The organism is Paraburkholderia sp. EG287B, assembly GCF_040965595.1.
Taxonomy (GTDB): Bacteria; Pseudomonadota; Gammaproteobacteria; order Burkholderiales; family Burkholderiaceae; genus Paraburkholderia.
Map to the genome: position 1 here is coordinate 118598 of NZ_JBFRCG010000001.1, position 15889 is coordinate 134486.

The 15889-nt window shown below is 63.9% G+C and carries 12 protein-coding genes; 6 read left to right on the top strand and 6 right to left on the bottom strand.

Annotated elements, in window-relative coordinates; genetic code table 11:
* Window positions 1-87: 87 nt before the first annotated feature.
* From AB4Y40_RS00555 to arcD, 3 genes are read right to left on the bottom strand one after another with little or no spacing between them, the layout of a single operon-like run.
* Window positions 88-1098: an ornithine carbamoyltransferase gene (locus AB4Y40_RS00555; RefSeq protein ID WP_368686027.1), complete on the bottom strand. Its 1011-nt coding sequence runs from the start codon at window positions 1096-1098 to the stop codon at window positions 88-90.
* A 50-nt stretch (window positions 1099-1148) separates the two neighbouring features.
* Complete coding sequence (arcA, locus tag AB4Y40_RS00560; RefSeq protein WP_342923959.1) at window positions 1149-2405, bottom strand: arginine deiminase; 1257 nt, start codon at window positions 2403-2405, stop codon at window positions 1149-1151.
* Window positions 2406-2421: 16 nt separating this feature from the next.
* On the bottom strand, window positions 2422-3789 hold the full coding sequence (arcD, locus tag AB4Y40_RS00565) for an arginine-ornithine antiporter (protein WP_368686336.1): 1368 nt from the start codon (window positions 3787-3789) through the stop codon (window positions 2422-2424).
* 722 nt (window positions 3790-4511) lie between these two features.
* Between arcD and AB4Y40_RS00570 the strand changes: the two genes are divergently transcribed.
* The 4 genes from AB4Y40_RS00570 to AB4Y40_RS00585 all read left to right on the top strand — a co-directional run bounded on the left by AB4Y40_RS00570 (window position 4512) and on the right by AB4Y40_RS00585 (window position 11351).
* Window positions 4512-6506, top strand: coding sequence for an acetoacetate--CoA ligase (locus tag AB4Y40_RS00570; RefSeq protein ID WP_368686028.1), 1995 nt, complete (start codon window positions 4512-4514; stop codon window positions 6504-6506).
* A gap of 79 nt (window positions 6507-6585) precedes the next feature.
* A complete protein-coding gene (locus AB4Y40_RS00575; RefSeq protein WP_368686029.1) occupies window positions 6586-7590 on the top strand; it encodes an AraC family transcriptional regulator in 1005 nt (334 codons plus the stop codon).
* Window positions 7591-7843: 253 nt separating this feature from the next.
* Entirely contained in the window at window positions 7844-9634 is a 1791-nt protein-coding gene (locus AB4Y40_RS00580) for an acyl-CoA dehydrogenase (protein WP_368686030.1), read from the top strand.
* 43 nt (window positions 9635-9677) lie between these two features.
* Window positions 9678-11351: an electron transfer flavoprotein-ubiquinone oxidoreductase gene (locus tag AB4Y40_RS00585; protein ID WP_368686031.1), complete on the top strand. Its 1674-nt coding sequence runs from the start codon at window positions 9678-9680 to the stop codon at window positions 11349-11351.
* A gap of 90 nt (window positions 11352-11441) precedes the next feature.
* Here AB4Y40_RS00585 and AB4Y40_RS00590 read toward each other — a convergent pair whose 3' ends face one another.
* Window positions 11442-12545 (bottom strand): MBL fold metallo-hydrolase, encoded by a 1104-nt coding sequence (locus tag AB4Y40_RS00590; RefSeq protein ID WP_368686032.1) that lies wholly within the window; start codon window positions 12543-12545, stop codon window positions 11442-11444.
* A 331-nt stretch (window positions 12546-12876) separates the two neighbouring features.
* Between AB4Y40_RS00590 and AB4Y40_RS00595 the strand changes: the two genes are divergently transcribed.
* Window positions 12877-13101, top strand: coding sequence for a hypothetical protein (locus AB4Y40_RS00595; RefSeq protein ID WP_069265725.1), 225 nt, complete (start codon window positions 12877-12879; stop codon window positions 13099-13101).
* 27 nt (window positions 13102-13128) lie between these two features.
* On the opposite strand, the gene AB4Y40_RS00600 is transcribed toward AB4Y40_RS00595, so the two are convergent.
* Together AB4Y40_RS00600 and AB4Y40_RS00605 are read right to left on the bottom strand one after the other, a co-directional pair.
* Window positions 13129-13761 (bottom strand): class I SAM-dependent methyltransferase, encoded by a 633-nt coding sequence (locus tag AB4Y40_RS00600; RefSeq protein ID WP_368686033.1) that lies wholly within the window; start codon window positions 13759-13761, stop codon window positions 13129-13131.
* Window positions 13762-14149: 388 nt separating this feature from the next.
* Window positions 14150-14449, bottom strand: coding sequence for a hypothetical protein (locus AB4Y40_RS00605; RefSeq protein ID WP_368686034.1), 300 nt, complete (start codon window positions 14447-14449; stop codon window positions 14150-14152).
* 403 nt (window positions 14450-14852) lie between these two features.
* Here AB4Y40_RS00605 and AB4Y40_RS00610 point away from each other — a divergent pair, with 403 nt between their 5' ends.
* Complete coding sequence (locus AB4Y40_RS00610; RefSeq protein WP_368686035.1) at window positions 14853-15770, top strand: class I SAM-dependent methyltransferase; 918 nt, start codon at window positions 14853-14855, stop codon at window positions 15768-15770.
* The last annotated feature ends 119 nt before the right edge of the window (window positions 15771-15889 follow it).

Below are 15889 nucleotides of genomic sequence, written 5' to 3' on the forward strand. Positions count from 1 at the left end.
GCGTGTCGGTGAAGCGGGGCGCATGCACCGCGTTGCCGGGTTTGCAACCCGGCCGCGCGGCGCACGCGCACCGTCGAGCGATGCGGCTCAAATGTCGGCGAGCGTCGAAACGAGAATCGCCTTGATCGTGTGCATGCGGTTTTCCGCCTGCTCGAAGGCCAGATTCAGCGGCGACTCGAACACTTCCTCCGTCACTTCGACGCCGCCCTTGAGCTCCGGATACTTGTCGGCGATCTGCTTGCCGATCACCGTCTCGCTGTTGTGGAAGGCGGGCAGGCAATGCATGAAGCGCGTATGCGGCGTGCCGCTCGCCTTCATGAGGGGCATGTTCACCTGATAGGGCAGCAGCGCCTTGATGCGTTCGCCCCACGCTTCCATGGGCTCGCCCATCGAGACCCACACGTCGGTGTGCACGAAATCCACGTCCTTGACGGCGGCCTTGGGGTCCTCGGTCAGCAGGATGCGCGCGCCGCTTTCCTCGGCGAACTTCTTGCAGTCCGCCACGAGATCGTCGTGCGGCCAGAGCGACTTCGGCGCGGCAATGCGCACGTCCATGCCGAGCTTCGCGCCAATCAGCAGCAGCGAGTTGCCCATGTTGTTGCGGGCGTCGCCCAGATACGCGTAGCTGATCTGCGTGAGCGGCTTGTCCGAATGCTCGCGCATGGTGAGCACGTCGGCGAGCATCTGCGTGGGGTGGTATTCGTCGGTGAGGCCATTGAACACCGGCACGCCCGCGAACTTCGCGAGTTCCTCGACGATATCCTGCTTGAAGCCGCGATACTCGATCGCGTCGTACATGCGGCCCAGCACGCGCGCCGTGTCCTTCATGCTTTCCTTGTGGCCGATCTGCGAGGAGTTCGGGTCGATGTAGGTGACGTTCGCGCCCTGGTCATAGGCCGCGACTTCGAATGCGCAGCGCGTGCGCGTGGAGGTCTTTTCGAAGATCAGTGCAATGTTGACGCCCTTGAGGTGCTGCTGCTCGGTCCCCGTGTACTTGGCGCGCTTGAGGTCGCGCGAGAGGTCGAGCAGGTAACGCAGCTCGCGGGTGCTGTGGTGCATCAGACTTAGCAGGCTGCGGTTGCGCAGGTTGAAAGCCATGTCATTTCTCCGTTGCGAATGCAGTGGGAATGCGGTTAAGCGGGCGACGCTCAGAGTTCGACGGCGTCGCGCACGATCGGGCAAGTCATGCAGTGGCCGCCGCCGCGCCCGCGGCCCAGTTCGCTCGCCGTGATCGTGATGACCTCCACGCCGGCCTTGCGCAGCAGCGTATTCGTATAGGTGTTGCGGTCGTAGCCGATCACGACGCCGGGCTCGACGCACACCACGTTGTTGCCGTCGTCCCATTGCTCGCGCTCGGCCGCGAACGCGTTGCCGCCGGTCTCGACGATGCGCAGGCTCTTCAAGCCCATCGCTTCGGCCACGACGTCCACGAAGGGCTTTTCCTCGCGGCGCAGGTCGAGCTTCGACGGGCTCTTGTCGTCGGGGCGAACCGAGAACGGCACGATCTCGTTGACCACTTCGGGGAAGATCGTCACGAGGTCGCGGTCGCAGAAGCTGAACACCGTGTCGAGGTGCATGGCCGCGCGCGACTTGGGCAGGCCCGCCACAACGATGCGCTTGGCACCGCCCTTGGCGAAGATGTTCTGCGCGAGACGGCCGATCGCCTGGCGGCTCGTGCGCTCGCCCATGCCGATCAGCACGACGCCGTTGCCGATCGGCATCACGTCGCCGCCTTCGAGCGTGGCCGCGCCATGGTCCTCGTCGGGGTCGCCGTACCACACCTGGAAGTCCTTGCCCGCGAACTCGGGGTGATAGCGGTAGATGGCCGTGGTGAGCAGCGTTTCCTGCCGGCGCGCGGGCCAGTACATCGGGTTCAGCGTTACGCCGCCGTAGATCCAGCAGGTCGTGTCGCGCGTGAAGGTGCTGTTGGGCAGCGGCGCGAGCACGAAGCTCGAATAGCCCAGATAGCGGCGAAACTCTTTGAGGATCTTGCTTTGTTCGGTATCCGGAATATCTTCGGCAACCACGCCGCCAATGAGGAATTCCGCGGTCTTGCGCGGCTCGAGCCCTTCGAGCCAGCTGCGCACCTCGCCGGCCAGCGACACGCCCACGGTCTCGGGGCGAACCTTGCGATCGAGGATGTACTTGAGCGCTTCGGGGTGTTGCACCGTTTCGGTGAGCAGATTGTGCATTTCGAGGACGTCCACGCCGCGCTCGCGCATCTTCGTCACGAAGTCGAAGTGGTCGCGCTTTGCCTGGCTGACCCAGATCACGTCGTCGTAAAGCAGCTCGTCGCAGTTGCTGGGGGTGAGGCGTTGATGCGCGAGACCCGGCGCGCATACCATGACCTTGCGCAGCTTGCCTGCCTCGGAATTGACGCCGAAGGCGACAGTGTCCGTACTCATCATGAGACTCCTCGAATCAGAGGGTGAGAAAGCCCTTGTACAGGCCGAAAGCCGCCAGCAATGCGCCAATCAGCACAGCGGCGAAAACGAACTTCTCGATGTTGGTGAACACGGGCTGGCCGACCTCGCGTTTTGCGCGTGCGAACAGCACGATGCCCGGCGCATAGAGCAACGCAGAGAGCAGCACGTATTTGAGGCCGCCGGCATAAATGAGCCAGACCGCATAGATCACGGCGATGCCCGCGATGACGAGGTCCTTGTTGCGCTCGCCGCTGTCGGCCTCATACGTTTCGCCGCGCAGCGCGAGCAGGAATGCGTAGGCTGCCGACCAGAAGTAGGGCAGCAGGATCATCGAGGTCGCGAGATAGATGAGCGAGAGATAGGTGCCCTTCGAGAACAGCGTGATGACGAGGAAGATCTGCACCATGCCGTTCGTGAGCCACAGCGCGTTGGCCGGCACGTGCTTCGCGTTTTCCTTGCGCAGGAAGTTTGGCATCGTGTGGTCGCGCGCGGCCGAAAAGATGATTTCGGCGCACAGCAGCACCCACGAGAGCAGCGCGCCCGCGAGCGACACGACGAGCCCCACGCTGATCAGAATCGCACCCCAGTGGCCGACCACGTTTTCGAGCACGCCCGCCATCGAGGGGTTCTGCAGGGCCGCGAGCCTGGGCTGCGTGAGCACACCGAGCGACAGCACGTTGACGAGCACGAGCAGGAGCAGCACGCCGACGAAACCGATGACCGTGGCCTTGCCGACATCGCTGCGCTTTTCCGCGCGCGCGGAGAAAATGCTCGCGCCTTCGATGCCGATGAACACCCACACGGTCACGAGCATCATGCCGCGCACCTGGTTCGTCACGCTGCCGAGCTTGGGATTCATTTGTCCCCAGAAATCGGCCGTGAAGATGCTGGAGCGGAACGCAAACGCGCAGATGATGATAAAGAGGCACAGCGGCACCAGCTTCGCGACCGTGGTGATCTGGTTGACGATTGCGGCTTCCTTGATGCCCCGCAGCACGAGAAAGTGCAGGGCCCAGAGCAGCACCGAGGCGCAGATGATGGAGATCGGCGTGTTGCCCTCGCCGAACACCGGGAAGAAGTATCCGAGCGTACTGAACAGGAGAACGAAGTAGCCGACGTTGCCGAGCCACGCGCTGATCCAGTAGCCCCAGGCCGAGCCGAAGCCCATGTAGTCGCCGAAGCCGGCTTTCGCGAAGGCGTAGACCCCGCCGTCGAGTTCGGGCTTGCGGATAGCCAGCGACTGGAACACGAACGCCAGCATGAGCATGCCGACCGCGGTGATCGCCCAGCCGATCAGCACCGCACCGGCGTCGGCGCTGGCCGCCATGTTTTGCGGCAGGGAGAAGATACCACCGCCCACCATCGAGCCCACGACGAGGGCGGTGAGCGCGCCGAGGCGCAGCTTGTTGGCAGAGGCCGGGGTGGCGGCGCTATCGGGCTTGGCAGCGGGGTGGGACGAAGACGTCGATTCGGACATGCGCGATCTCCTGGACGAGCCGGCTGGGTTGCAGATCTCGCGCTGCGCGCGAGCCCATCAACATGCTTGTGCCTGAATCTGCAGCGCGGACTGCATGCCGCGAGAGCGGAACCCGTGCCGCTACGCGCTCAATCTGATAGGGGGCGCGCAAAATGACAATAAGACCTTGGTCCGATAGGGAGAGGCAAACCGGCGGGAATTAGCCAAATTAAAGGCGCCAGTGGATTGCAGTTTTATGACGGGCCTTATGCCAATTGCGTACGGAACAGGCCGGTATGCCGGACTTTCCCGGTAAAAAAGGCGTTGCGCAGTGCAAGGTAAATTAGCGGTTAGATCTATTTGTGCAGGACAACCCGGCATGTAAATTTCGACTTATCTTAGATTAAATCGGGGAGCAAAATATTGATCACGCGTAACTGTTCAATTACCGCTTTTATTCGAAATACTGGAAATAATCACGGCGTGAGATGTTATTGCGCACGACGTTAACGGACATCGTCGTCAGCCAATGCGGTTGAAAACCTTCCACTGGTTTCCCTGAATTGTTCTAGGCGCACCGGCTCCGGCACCATTAGCTCGGACGAACCCGCACGAGCCCACGCAAACCGATGAACGAAACCGCTCCCGTATTCACCCCGGCCTGGACGCCGGCACCGCAGCAGGTCGAATCAGCGCGCATCACCCGGTTCGTGAAGTGGCTCGGCGAGACGCGCGGTCTCGCGTTCGACGAGTACGACGCGCTATGGCGCTGGTCCGTCGAGGACATCGATGCTTTCTGGTGCGCGCTGTGGGACTGGGCGCAGATTCCGTCGCGCGAGCCGCGCGGCGTGGCGCTCGCCGATGCGGCAATGCCCGGTGCACGCTGGTTTCCGGGTGTCGAATTGAACTACGTCGAGCGGGCCTTCCAGCTCGCGAACGACGCGTGGCCTGCGATCGTTTCGCGCAGCGAGAGCGGCCCCATGGCCGGGCGCACGCGCGAATTGAGCTGGGCGGAGCTGCGCCGCCAGGTCGCGGCTTGCGCGGCCACGCTGCGGTGCATGGGCGTTGCGCGCGGCGACCGCGTGGCGGCCTTCATGCCGAACACGCCCGAAACCGTCGTGGCATTTCTCGCCACGGCGAGCGTGGGCGCGATCTGGTCGGTATGCTCGCCGGACATGGGGCCGCTCGCGGTGCTCGACCGCTTCCGGCAGATCGAACCGAAGGTGCTGTTCGCCGTGGACGGCTATCGCTACGGCGGCAAGCCGCACGACCGGCGCGAGTTGATTCACCATCTGCTGCGCGAGTTGCCGGGCGTGGCGCACCTCGTGTTGGTTCCGCAGCTCGACCCGGACGTCGACGCCAGGGCGTACCCGCAGGCCACGGCATGGCGCGACGCCATCGCTGGCAACGTCCCGCTGCAGATCGAACCCGTGCCGTTCGATCATCCGTTGTGGATCGTCTATTCGTCGGGCACGACGGGCATGCCCAAGGCCATCGTGCATTCGCACGGCGGCATCGTGGTGGAGCACGTGAAGCTCACCGCGCTGCATCTCGACCTGAACCCTGGCGACCGGTTCCACTGGTACGCCAGCACGAACTGGATCATGTGGAACTGCCAGGTAGGCGGCCTGCTCGCGGGCGCGACGCTCTGTCTCTACGACGGCAACCCCACCTATCCCGACGCGCAGGCGCTGTGGCGCTTCGTGGGCGAGAATGGCGTGACGTTCTTCGGCGCGGGGGCGGCGTATTTCCAGGGGTGCCTGAAGGCCGGGGTCGAGCCGCGAGCGGCCGCCGATCTCTCGCGCCTGCGCGCAGTTGGCTCGACCGGCTCGCCGCTGCCGCCCGAAGCGTATGCGTGGATACTCGAGCAGGTGGGGCCCGTCTGGATCGACGCGATTTCGGGCGGCACCGACTTCGCGGGCTGCTTCCTCGCCGGTGTGCCGACCTTGCCGGTTTATCTCGGCGAAATGCAGTGCCGCTGCCTCGGCGCGCGCGTCGAGGCATTCGACGAAGCCGGGCACGCGCGCATCGACGAAGTCGGCGAACTCGTGTGCACCGCGCCCATGCCCTCGATGCCGCTTTACTTCTGGCGCGACGAAGCGAACCGGCGCTACCGCGAAAGCTACTTCGACATGTTTCCTGGCATCTGGCGCCACGGCGACTGGCTGCGCATCACGCCGCGCGGCGGCGCGGTCATCTACGGCCGCTCGGACGCCACCATCAACCGCCACGGCATCCGCATGGGCACGAGCGAGCTGTATCGCGCGGTGGAGTCGGTGCCCGAGGTGCTCGACAGCCTCGTGGTCGATCTGGAGTATCTGGGGCGCAACTCGTCGATGCCGCTCTTCGTGGTGCTGCGCCCCGGTGTCGAGCTGAGCGACGCGCTCGCGCAGCGCATTCGCGCGCGCGTGCGCGAGGCGCTCTCGGCGCGCCATGTGCCCGACGAGATCCATCAGGTTCAGGCCGTTCCGCGCACGCTCTCGGGCAAGAAGATGGAGGTGCCGATCAAGCGGCTTCTGCTCGGGCAGCCGCTCGAGAAGGTGGCCAATCCGGACACCATGGCCAACCCGGAAAGTCTCGCATGGTTCGATGCATTCGCGCGGGCGAGGGGCCCGGCCGCGTGATTTCGGCCGCGCCGATTTAAAATGGCGCGCGGACCGACGCCGATGTCTGTCCGTTTACGCGGCCTTCCATCGTCAACGCATGCCATCGCCTAGCGCCACCGTTCCCATCTCGCTCGTCAACGGCTTTCTGGCCGGCGCGGGCGCCGAGCCCGCCGTGATCCGCCGCTATCTCAACGAGGCGGGCATCGCGCTGGAGCTGCTCGCCAAGCCGGGTGGCCGCGTGACGGAAGAGCAGTTCTCCACGCTCTACCAGACGCTCGCCATCGAACTCGACGACGAGATGCCCGGCATCTTCAGCCGGCCGCTGCGCAGCGGCACGCTCAAGTTTCTCTGCCTGAGCCTGCTCGATGCGCGCAACCTCGAAACGGCCCTGCATCGCTTCGACCAGTTCTTCCACATCGTGCTCGACGATTTCCGGCTCGAGTCGCGCCGCCAGGGGCTCGTGGCCCAGGTGGCATTACGCGCCAATCCGGCGTATGGCGCGATCGGGCCGCTCGGCCAGGAGCTGACGCTCAAGCTCGCGCATGGCGTGTGCTCCTGGCTGATCGGCCAGCGCATTCCGCTCCTGCAAGTCGATTTCGCCTGCGCGCAGCCGCCGCACGCGCTCGATCATCGTTACTTCTTCTCGGGGCCCGTGCGCTTTGGCTGCGAGGCCACGCTGATGCGCTTCAGCGCGGCCTATCTCGACATGCCGATCCGGCAGAGCAAGCGCAACCTGCGCGCGTTTCTCGCGCGTTCGCCGGGCGACTGGATCTTCGAGACCTTCAGCGAGCAGCTCGTGAGCCACAACGTGCGCCAGTACCTGGCCGCGCAACTGCCCGATCTGCCGACCATCGAAGCGGCGGCCGACAGCCTGCACTGCTCGGTGCGCACGCTGTGCCGGCGCCTCGCCGCGGAGGAGACCACCTTCCAGGCGCTCAAGGACGAACTGCGCCGCGACGTGGCGATCCAGCGCCTCACCGACACCCAGGACACGATCGCGGCCATCGGCGGCGATCTGGGTTTCGATGACCCCAGCGCCTTTCACCGCGCCTTTCGCCACTGGACGGGCAGCACGCCCGGCACCTACCGCCGCCGCGGCTGAGCGCCTGAGCGTCGCCTGGCTGAGCGCAGCCCGGCTGAGCGCAGCCCGGCACAAAGTGGCGATGTCCACCCACGACGGGTGGGCGCGGCCGCCGACAGCGTGGCCAGAATTGTCACCATGTGGTCCGGTTTGGACAGTGGTTTCGCGACCCATTGACGCTACGATCCGTCCTGTACTGCCGCAAGGTGGCCACACAGGTAACCCTGGCCCGGCGGCGCATCCATTTCGACCCTGAGTACTGGAAGGACCGATCATGAGCTACAACGCCCCCGTCAAGGACATGCTGTTCGTGCTGAAAGAGCTGGCCGGCATCGGCGCCGTCGCAACCCTGCCGGGTTTCGAAGACGCCGGTTTCGACACTGCGCAGGCCGTGCTCGACGAGTGCGCGAAGCTCTCCGGCGAAGTCATCGCGCCGCTGAACGTGGAAGGCGACCGCGCGCCCAGCAGCTGGCGCGACGGCGAGGTCACGGCGACGCCTGGCTTCGCCGGGGCGTTCCGCCAGTACGTCGAGGGCGGCTGGCAGGGTCTGCAGCATCCGTCCGAATTCGGCGGCCAGGCGCTGCCCAAGCTGATTGCGACGCCTTGCATCGAAATGCTCAACGCGGCGAACCTCTCGTTCGCGCTGTGCCCGCTGCTCACCGACGGCGCGATCGAGGCGCTGCTCACCGCGGGCAGCGACGAGTTGAAGGCGCGCTACGTGCCGAAGCTCATCTCCGGCGACTGGACCGGCACGATGAACCTGACCGAGCCGCAGGCCGGCTCCGACCTCGCACTGGTGCGCTCGCGCGCCGAACCGCAGGGCGACGGCACGTACAAGGTCTTCGGCACGAAGATCTTCATCACGTGGGGTGAGCACGACATGGCGGAGAACATCGTTCACCTCGTGCTGGCGCGCACGCCCAACGCGCCCGAAGGCGTGAAAGGCATTTCGTTGTTCGTCGTGCCGAAGTTCCTCGTCAACGAAGACGGCTCGCTCGGCGCGCGCAACGACGTGCATTGCGTCTCGATCGAACACAAGCTCGGCATCAAGGCGAGCCCGACGGCCGTGCTCCAGTACGGCGATCACGGCGGCGCGATCGGCTACCTCGTGGGCGAGGAGAATCGCGGCCTCGAATACATGTTCATCATGATGAACGCCGCGCGCTTCGGTGTGGGCATGCAGGGCGTGGGCGTGGCCGAGAGCGCGTACCAGAAGGCCGTGGCGTACGCGAAGGAGCGTGTGCAGAGCCGCCCCGTGGACGGCTCGCTCAAGCAGTCGGCGACCATCATCCATCATCCGGACGTGCGCCGCATGCTCGCCTCGATGCGTGCGATGACCGAGGGCGCACGAGCGCTCGCCTATGTCGCCGCCGCCTATAGCGACCATGCGCACTACCACGCCGACCCGGAAGTGCGCGCGCGCAATCTCGCGATCTACGAATTCCTCGTGCCGATCGTGAAGGGCTGGAGCACCGAAATGGTCAACGACGTGACGAGCCTCGGCGTCCAGGTGCATGGTGGCATGGGCTTCATCGAGGAAACGGGCGCGGCCCAGTACTACCGCGACGCGCGCATTCTCGCCATCTACGAGGGCACCACGGCGATCCAGGCGAACGACCTGGTGGGCCGCAAGACGGTGCGCGACGGCGGCGCGGTGGCGAAGGCCCTGCTCGGCGAGATCGCCCGGACTGCCGAGGAACTCGGCCAGGCGGGCGGCGCGGCGGCGGCATCGATGCGCGAGCAGCTGGAGAAGGGCGCGCGTGCACTGGCGAATGTCGTCGACTACGTGGTTGAGAACGTCAAGCGCGACCCGAACGCGGTGTTCGCGGGCAGCGTGCCGTATCTGAAGCTCGCGGGCATCGTGCTGTGCGGCTGGCAAATGGCGCGCGCGCTGCTCGTCGCGCAACGCGAACATGCGAACGATGCCGAGTTTTACGGCGCGAAGATCGCGATCGCGCAGTTCTACGCCGAGCACATTCTCGCGCAGGCAGGCGGCTTCGAGACGTCGATCGTGGCCGCAAAGGGCGACGCGGGCGTGCTCGCGCTGAGCGAAGTGCAGTTTTGATCGGGCGACCCGGAACGCCTAGTTAGCAAAGAAGGAAGAGGATATGTCGTCGATTGATCTGATTGCACAGTACGGCCCACGCGAGTCGATGGAATACGACGTGGTGATCGTCGGTGGCGGTCCCGCCGGGCTGTCCGCGGCGATCCGCCTGAAGCAGCTAGCCGCGGAAAAAGGCACTGAAATCGGTGTCTGCGTGCTGGAGAAAGGCTCGGAAATCGGGGCGCATATCCTCTCGGGCGCGGTCATGGATCCGCGCGCCCTGAACGAGCTGATTCCGGACTGGAAAGAGCAAGGCGCACCGCTGAACGTGCCCGTGACCGAGGACAAGTTCCTTTTTCTTTCCGAAACGGGGGCTAAGGCTGTGCCGAACTGGGCGCTGCCCGACAACTTCAAGAACCACGGCAACTACGTCATCAGCCTCGCCAACTTCACGCGCTGGCTGGGACAGCAGGCCGAGGCGCTGGGCGTCGAAATCTTCCCCGGCTTTCCGGCCGCCGAAGTGCTCTACAACGACGACGGGTCGGTCAAGGGCGTCGCCACCGGCAACATGGGGGTCGGCAAGGACGGCGAGCCCACCGAGAACTTCCAGCTCGGCATGGAGCTGCACGCGAAGTACACGCTGTTCTGCGAAGGCTGCCGCGGGCATCTGGGCCGTCAGCTGAACGAGAAGTTCAAGCTGGGCAAGGATTCGGATCCGCAGGTCTACGGCATCGGCATCAAGGAACTGTGGGAGATCGATCCCTCGAAGCACCAGCCCGGCCTCGTGATCCACACCGCCGGCTGGCCGCTGGAGTCGGATACCTACGGCGGCTCGTTCCTGTACCACACCGACAACAACCAGGTGATGGTGGGCTTTGTCGTGGGTCTTGCGTATCAGAATCCGTACCTCTCGCCGTTCGAGGAATTCCAGCGCTACAAGACGCACCCGGAAATTCGCAAGTACCTGGAAGGCGGCAAGCGCGTGTCGTATGGCGCGCGCGCGATCACGGCGGGCGGCCTGATGTCGCTGCCCAGGCTCGTGTTCCCGGGCGGTGCGCTGGTGGGCGACGACGCAGGCTTTCTGAACGCCTCGCGCATCAAGGGCAGCCACGCGGCGATCAAGACCGGCATGCTGGCTGCGGACGCCGCATTCGAAGCCGTGCAGGCGGGCCGACAGAGCGATGAACTCGCGGCCTACCCGGAAGCGTTCAAGCAGTCGTGGCTCCACACGGAGCTGTACAAGGCGCGCAACTTCAAGCAGTGGATGAGCAAGGGCCTGTACCTGGGCACGCTCATGGTGGGCATCGAGCAGAAGCTGCTGGGCGGCAAGGTGCCGTGGACGCTGCATCACCAGCATCGCGATCACGAGATGCTCAAGCCCGCTTCGCAGTGCAAGCCGATCGAGTATCCGAAACCCGACGGCAAGCTCACGTTCGACCGGCTCTCCTCGGTGTTCATCTCGAACACGAATCACGAAGAGAACCAGCCGGCGCACCTCACGCTCAAGGACATGACGGTGCCGGTCGGCATCAACCTCGCGACGTATGCAGGCCCCGAGGCGCGCTTCTGTCCCGCAGGCGTCTACGAGTTCGTGAAGGACGAGCAGGACGCTCATCGTCTGCAGATCAACGCGCAGAACTGCGTGCACTGCAAGACCTGCGATATCAAGGACCCGACGCAGAACATCGTATGGGTCACGCCTGAAGGTGGCGGCGGGCCGAACTATCCGAACATGTAAGCAGCGGGCGACGACATTCCGGGTTTTCCGGTGCATGCCGTCGATGCGGCTTGTGGCAGGCGGGGCGTGGTGCGCCCTCCCTGCCATTTTTTACGTCCGCGAATACCAGTACATGCCGTCGTCGCGCAGTTCGCGTTTCACTTCGCCGCGATACATCAGGTAGTTCAGGCACGCGAGGCTCTCGCCGGTTGCGAGACTCATCTGCCCGAGATCGTCTTCGCCGATGCGCCGCGCGAACAGCGCACCGAACACATCCACGGCGCGGCGCGGTTCGGCGAGCGTGGCGCGCAGGCGCGCGAGGCTTTTGTCCTGCCCCTGGCGCAAACGCTCGATGCGCGCGTGCAGCCCGTAAAAGCAGTCGTTATGCGAGGGAAGCACGAGCACGTCGTCGGGCACTTCGCGTTGCAGCTTGTCGAACGAGGCGTACCACTGCGCCATCGGGTCCGCGTCGGGCTCGATTGGATAGACCGAAACGTTCGACGAGATGCGTGGCAGCACCTGGTCGCCCGAAATGAACAGCTTCAGCGCCGGGCAGTAAAAGCACGCATGTTCCGGCGAATGCCCCATGCCGACGATCACGCGCCAGTCGTGCGCGCCGATGCGTACGACCTCGCCGTCCTGCAGGCGCCGGAAGCTTTCCGGCAGCGCGTGGATATGCTGGCCGAAGCGGCCGAAGCGCGCGCGATAGACATCGATGGCGGACTCGCTCCAGCCCGCGCGGCGATAGAAGTCGAGCGCGTCGGCGGGCGCTTCGCGGCCGGTGTCGGCGGCGGCCACGCGGCAGTTGAAGTACTCGGCGCGCGTCATCCAGAGCCGGCAGTCGAACGCGCGCGTGAGCCACCCGGCCATGCCCACATGATCGGGGTGCATGTGCGTGACCAGCACGCGTGTCACGCGGGGCGCCGTGCGTGCCTCGCCGCCCTGCGGGAAGATCGCGCGCCACACAGCCGTGGCCGCATCGGTGCGGGCGCCCGTATCGACAACGGCGCAACCTTCGGCGTCGTCGATGAGCCATACGTTGATGTGATCGAGCGCCCAGGGCAGCGGCATACGCAGCCAGCGCACGCCCGGCGCGATCTTGAGGGTCAAGCCGGGCGCGGGCGGTTCCGGGTAGGGATAGCACAGCGCTGATCGCGCGCTATTGGATGCGGCCTCGGGCGTGCTGTCGGGGAGGGCTTCGGTGCGGTCGGTCATGCTTCGGGGCGCAAAGGGAAATGGGGAGCGCAAACTTTCGTGCATCGCGCGCAGGATAGCGTGAATGCAGCCCGCCCGCCCACGTCCATTTGGGGGCCGAGCAAGTGACGCGCATCACTGCTGCACGACGCTGCGCTGCCGCACGCCTGTTTACTTTTGTTTCCGCTTGTTGCTTCTCGTTGCCGCCTGTTTCCCTTTGTTGCCCGATGACGACGCCCGATCGCGTAGCATCGCACCTCAACGTCGATATTTATTGCGCCGCAACAAAATGATGCCTACACTGACCAGTGTCTGCCGGCTGCCTCGACGCTTTCGCAAAGGAGGGCGTGACATGACGAATCGATCAAACACTTTGCATGCATCTCTGAAGCTGCACGTCTTCGAACAGGAAGGAGGGTGGCATTGGGGTATCACCATCCCTCGCAGCGCGGGTAGCGGCTTCAAGCTCATCGCATACAGCGAAACGACCTTCAACGGCGAGAGCGAAGCGCTGCGCGATGGCAGTCGCGCGCTCGAAAATCTACCGGAAGACGCGGCACTCGCGTTCGCACCCTGAAACGGCGCGCATCACCCACAAACCCGTTCACGAAGTCTCTTTACGGCACATGCAGTAGATGAACTTCTGCGTGGCGCCACCCGGCGTGTGATGCTCCTCGCGTTCCTGTTTGAGCAGCGTGAAGGGCGCGCCAAATTCGGCGTGCAACGCATCGGCGCTATAGCGCATGACCGGTAGCCCGCTGCAATGGTCGGGGCCGTCCTCGGCAAAGGTCGCCACGATCACGATGCCGCCCGGTTTTACGGCACGCAGCACGGCGTTCACATAAGCTTCCCGGTCTTCGTGGCTCGTCAGGAAATGAAACACGGCGCGGTCGTGCCAGACGTCGTAAGCCTGCACCGGCAATTCGATTTGCGTGATGTCGCCCACGATCCACGAAACGCGGTTTGCGCGTTCGCCCACTCGCGTTGCGAGGCGCATGCGAGCGGCGGCGAGCGCGGCGTCGGAAAGGTCCAGCACCGTGACGTTGCGATAGTCGTCCGCCACGAGGTCGTCGACCAGCGTCGACGCGCCGCCGCCCACGTCGATGATGGCCGCATCCTTCGACAGACCCGCCTGACGAATGAGCGCCACCGACTGGAGCGCATGCTCCTGAAACCAGCTTACGTGGGTCGGCGTCTTTGTCGTGTAGACGCGATTCCAGTGATCCCGCGACTGCATAAAACCTCCTGCCTCGTTACTCGCAAAGCTCGATGTCCGAAAGCGTCTGCGCGCGAGGACGCTCCCACATATTGTCGCTGAAGATGGGTCTCAGTGGCGTTCGGGACACGGCGCGCAAGTCGCGCCGTGGATGTGAGGGCAACCCGAGCCGACGTGATGGCCGCCTGCGGCGCGTTTTTTGAGTGGAGAGTTTGTTATTAAAAACACTCTATTACGATAAGAAAAGTTATCTTACCTGTGCGGTTTGATGTACACCTGGAGCACGTCGAGCGGTCTTGCGGAAATCTGTTAGCTTGCACGTCGCGGTTTTCGCGCAACGTGCAAGCGAATCCAAAGGGTAGGGCGTGCGAAACCGGCGTTTGACGACTGCTATCGCACGCCTTCCGCCTTACCCCAGTTTATTGGCCTGCTCCTTCGCAAGCAGGCGTTGAGCCTGTCGATCTCCGCGGTTGGCTTCCTGCGAGGTCTGCACCGACGTTTCGGTGGCTTCGGCCAATGCGGCGCGTGCGGCATTGCTGATCGTGACGGCATAGGAAGCCGACGGCGTCGAAGCCTGGGTCGTCGTCGTACTGGACTGCGCCTGCGTCTTGCTGGCAGGTTGCGTAGCGGCAGTCGCCTGCTGGTTCTGCGCGCCGGTATTCGCTGCGATTGCAACGGCGGGTTGGCTAGAAACTGCCTGGATTGTCATCAGAAGGTCTCCAATAAAGAGAGAAAAAACCGGGAACTGCGCCCGATTTATCGGAGTACCTCCCAGATACTTAAGAAGTATTTATTTTCGGAAAGCAAATCAACTTAAGGCTTGCATAAGCTGCGGTTCGATTTGTGCCAGCGCCATTCATAATCGCCCGACGACTGGTTTAAAAGCTGATCAGATCCGGGATTCCTTGATGCCCCGTGCCGTGGCGCTTCCACCCACGGATCTCGTTGAAAACATGTTCTGGAATGAAAGCAACTTTTATTCAGCTTAACAGGCGATACCTTTGGTATCGCGAAAATAGGGTCCGGGTCGGGAATACCGTTTAGATAAGGAGTTCATCAGAATTCAACGTTACCATCCCGCGAATCTTTCAAGTTTTCCCTGGAAATCCATTGTGTTGCCCCTCACGAACGACGTAATTCACGACGACTGGTCCACGTGGATCCTCCGGCAGCGTCATGGCAACGATCGGACCCATGAGCACAATGTCCGTGCCGAGATCACAAAGTACGCGGACCGCGTGCTGGATTCCGTTCGCCTGCGCCCCGGCATGACATTGGCCGACATCGGGACGGGTGATGGTCTCGTCGGGTTTCGCGCGATTGAACGGGCCGGCGCCGCGCTCGGGGTGCTCATGACCGATATTTCGGCGCCGCTGCTGCGGCACACGGAAGAGCGGGCCCGAAGCCTGGGTGTGAGCGGGCAGTGCGCATTCATACACGGCAGCGCCGAGAATCTGGCAGGCATCGCGAACGAAGCAGTCGATGCCGCCACGATGCGCGCGGTGCTGGCGTATGTGGCAGACAAGCCCGCGGCAATGCGAGAGATTTACCGCATCCTCAAACCGGGTGGCCGCTTCGCCATCGCCGAGCCGATTTTGCGTGACGAGGCGCTCGAGGTTTGCCTGCTCAAGCAACTCGTCGATTCCCGTGCGTTCAACACGGATGATCCCTTCTTTCCCTTGCTGCTCCGGTGCCGGGCAGCGCAGTTCCCCGACACGGAGGAGAAGGCGCGCTCGCTGCCTATCACGAACTATGGTGAACGGGACCTCGTGCGCTTCGCGATCGATGCGGGCTTCACCGACATTCATCTGGAATTGCACATCGAAGTGCGAACAGAGGACAGCCTGCCTTGGGAAACGTTTCTTCGTACCTCGCCCCACCCGTTGGCGCCCAGCCTGGAAGAGGTCTTCGAAAAGGAACTTACCCGCGATGAGCGCGCGTATCTGGAGGTCAGAATGCGGGCGATTTTCGAAAGCGGAGCGCAACTCGGCGCTGAGCGCATCGCCTATCTGACGGCAAAGCGGCCGTAGAGACCGGATGCAAACGCCTGCTTAAGGATTGCATAAGCGTTAACCCTGCAGAATGCGCAGCATGCCTGCCGCAACGCCACCAACGCGTGGTGTTTGCGTTCAGGCCCATGCTCGCGCAT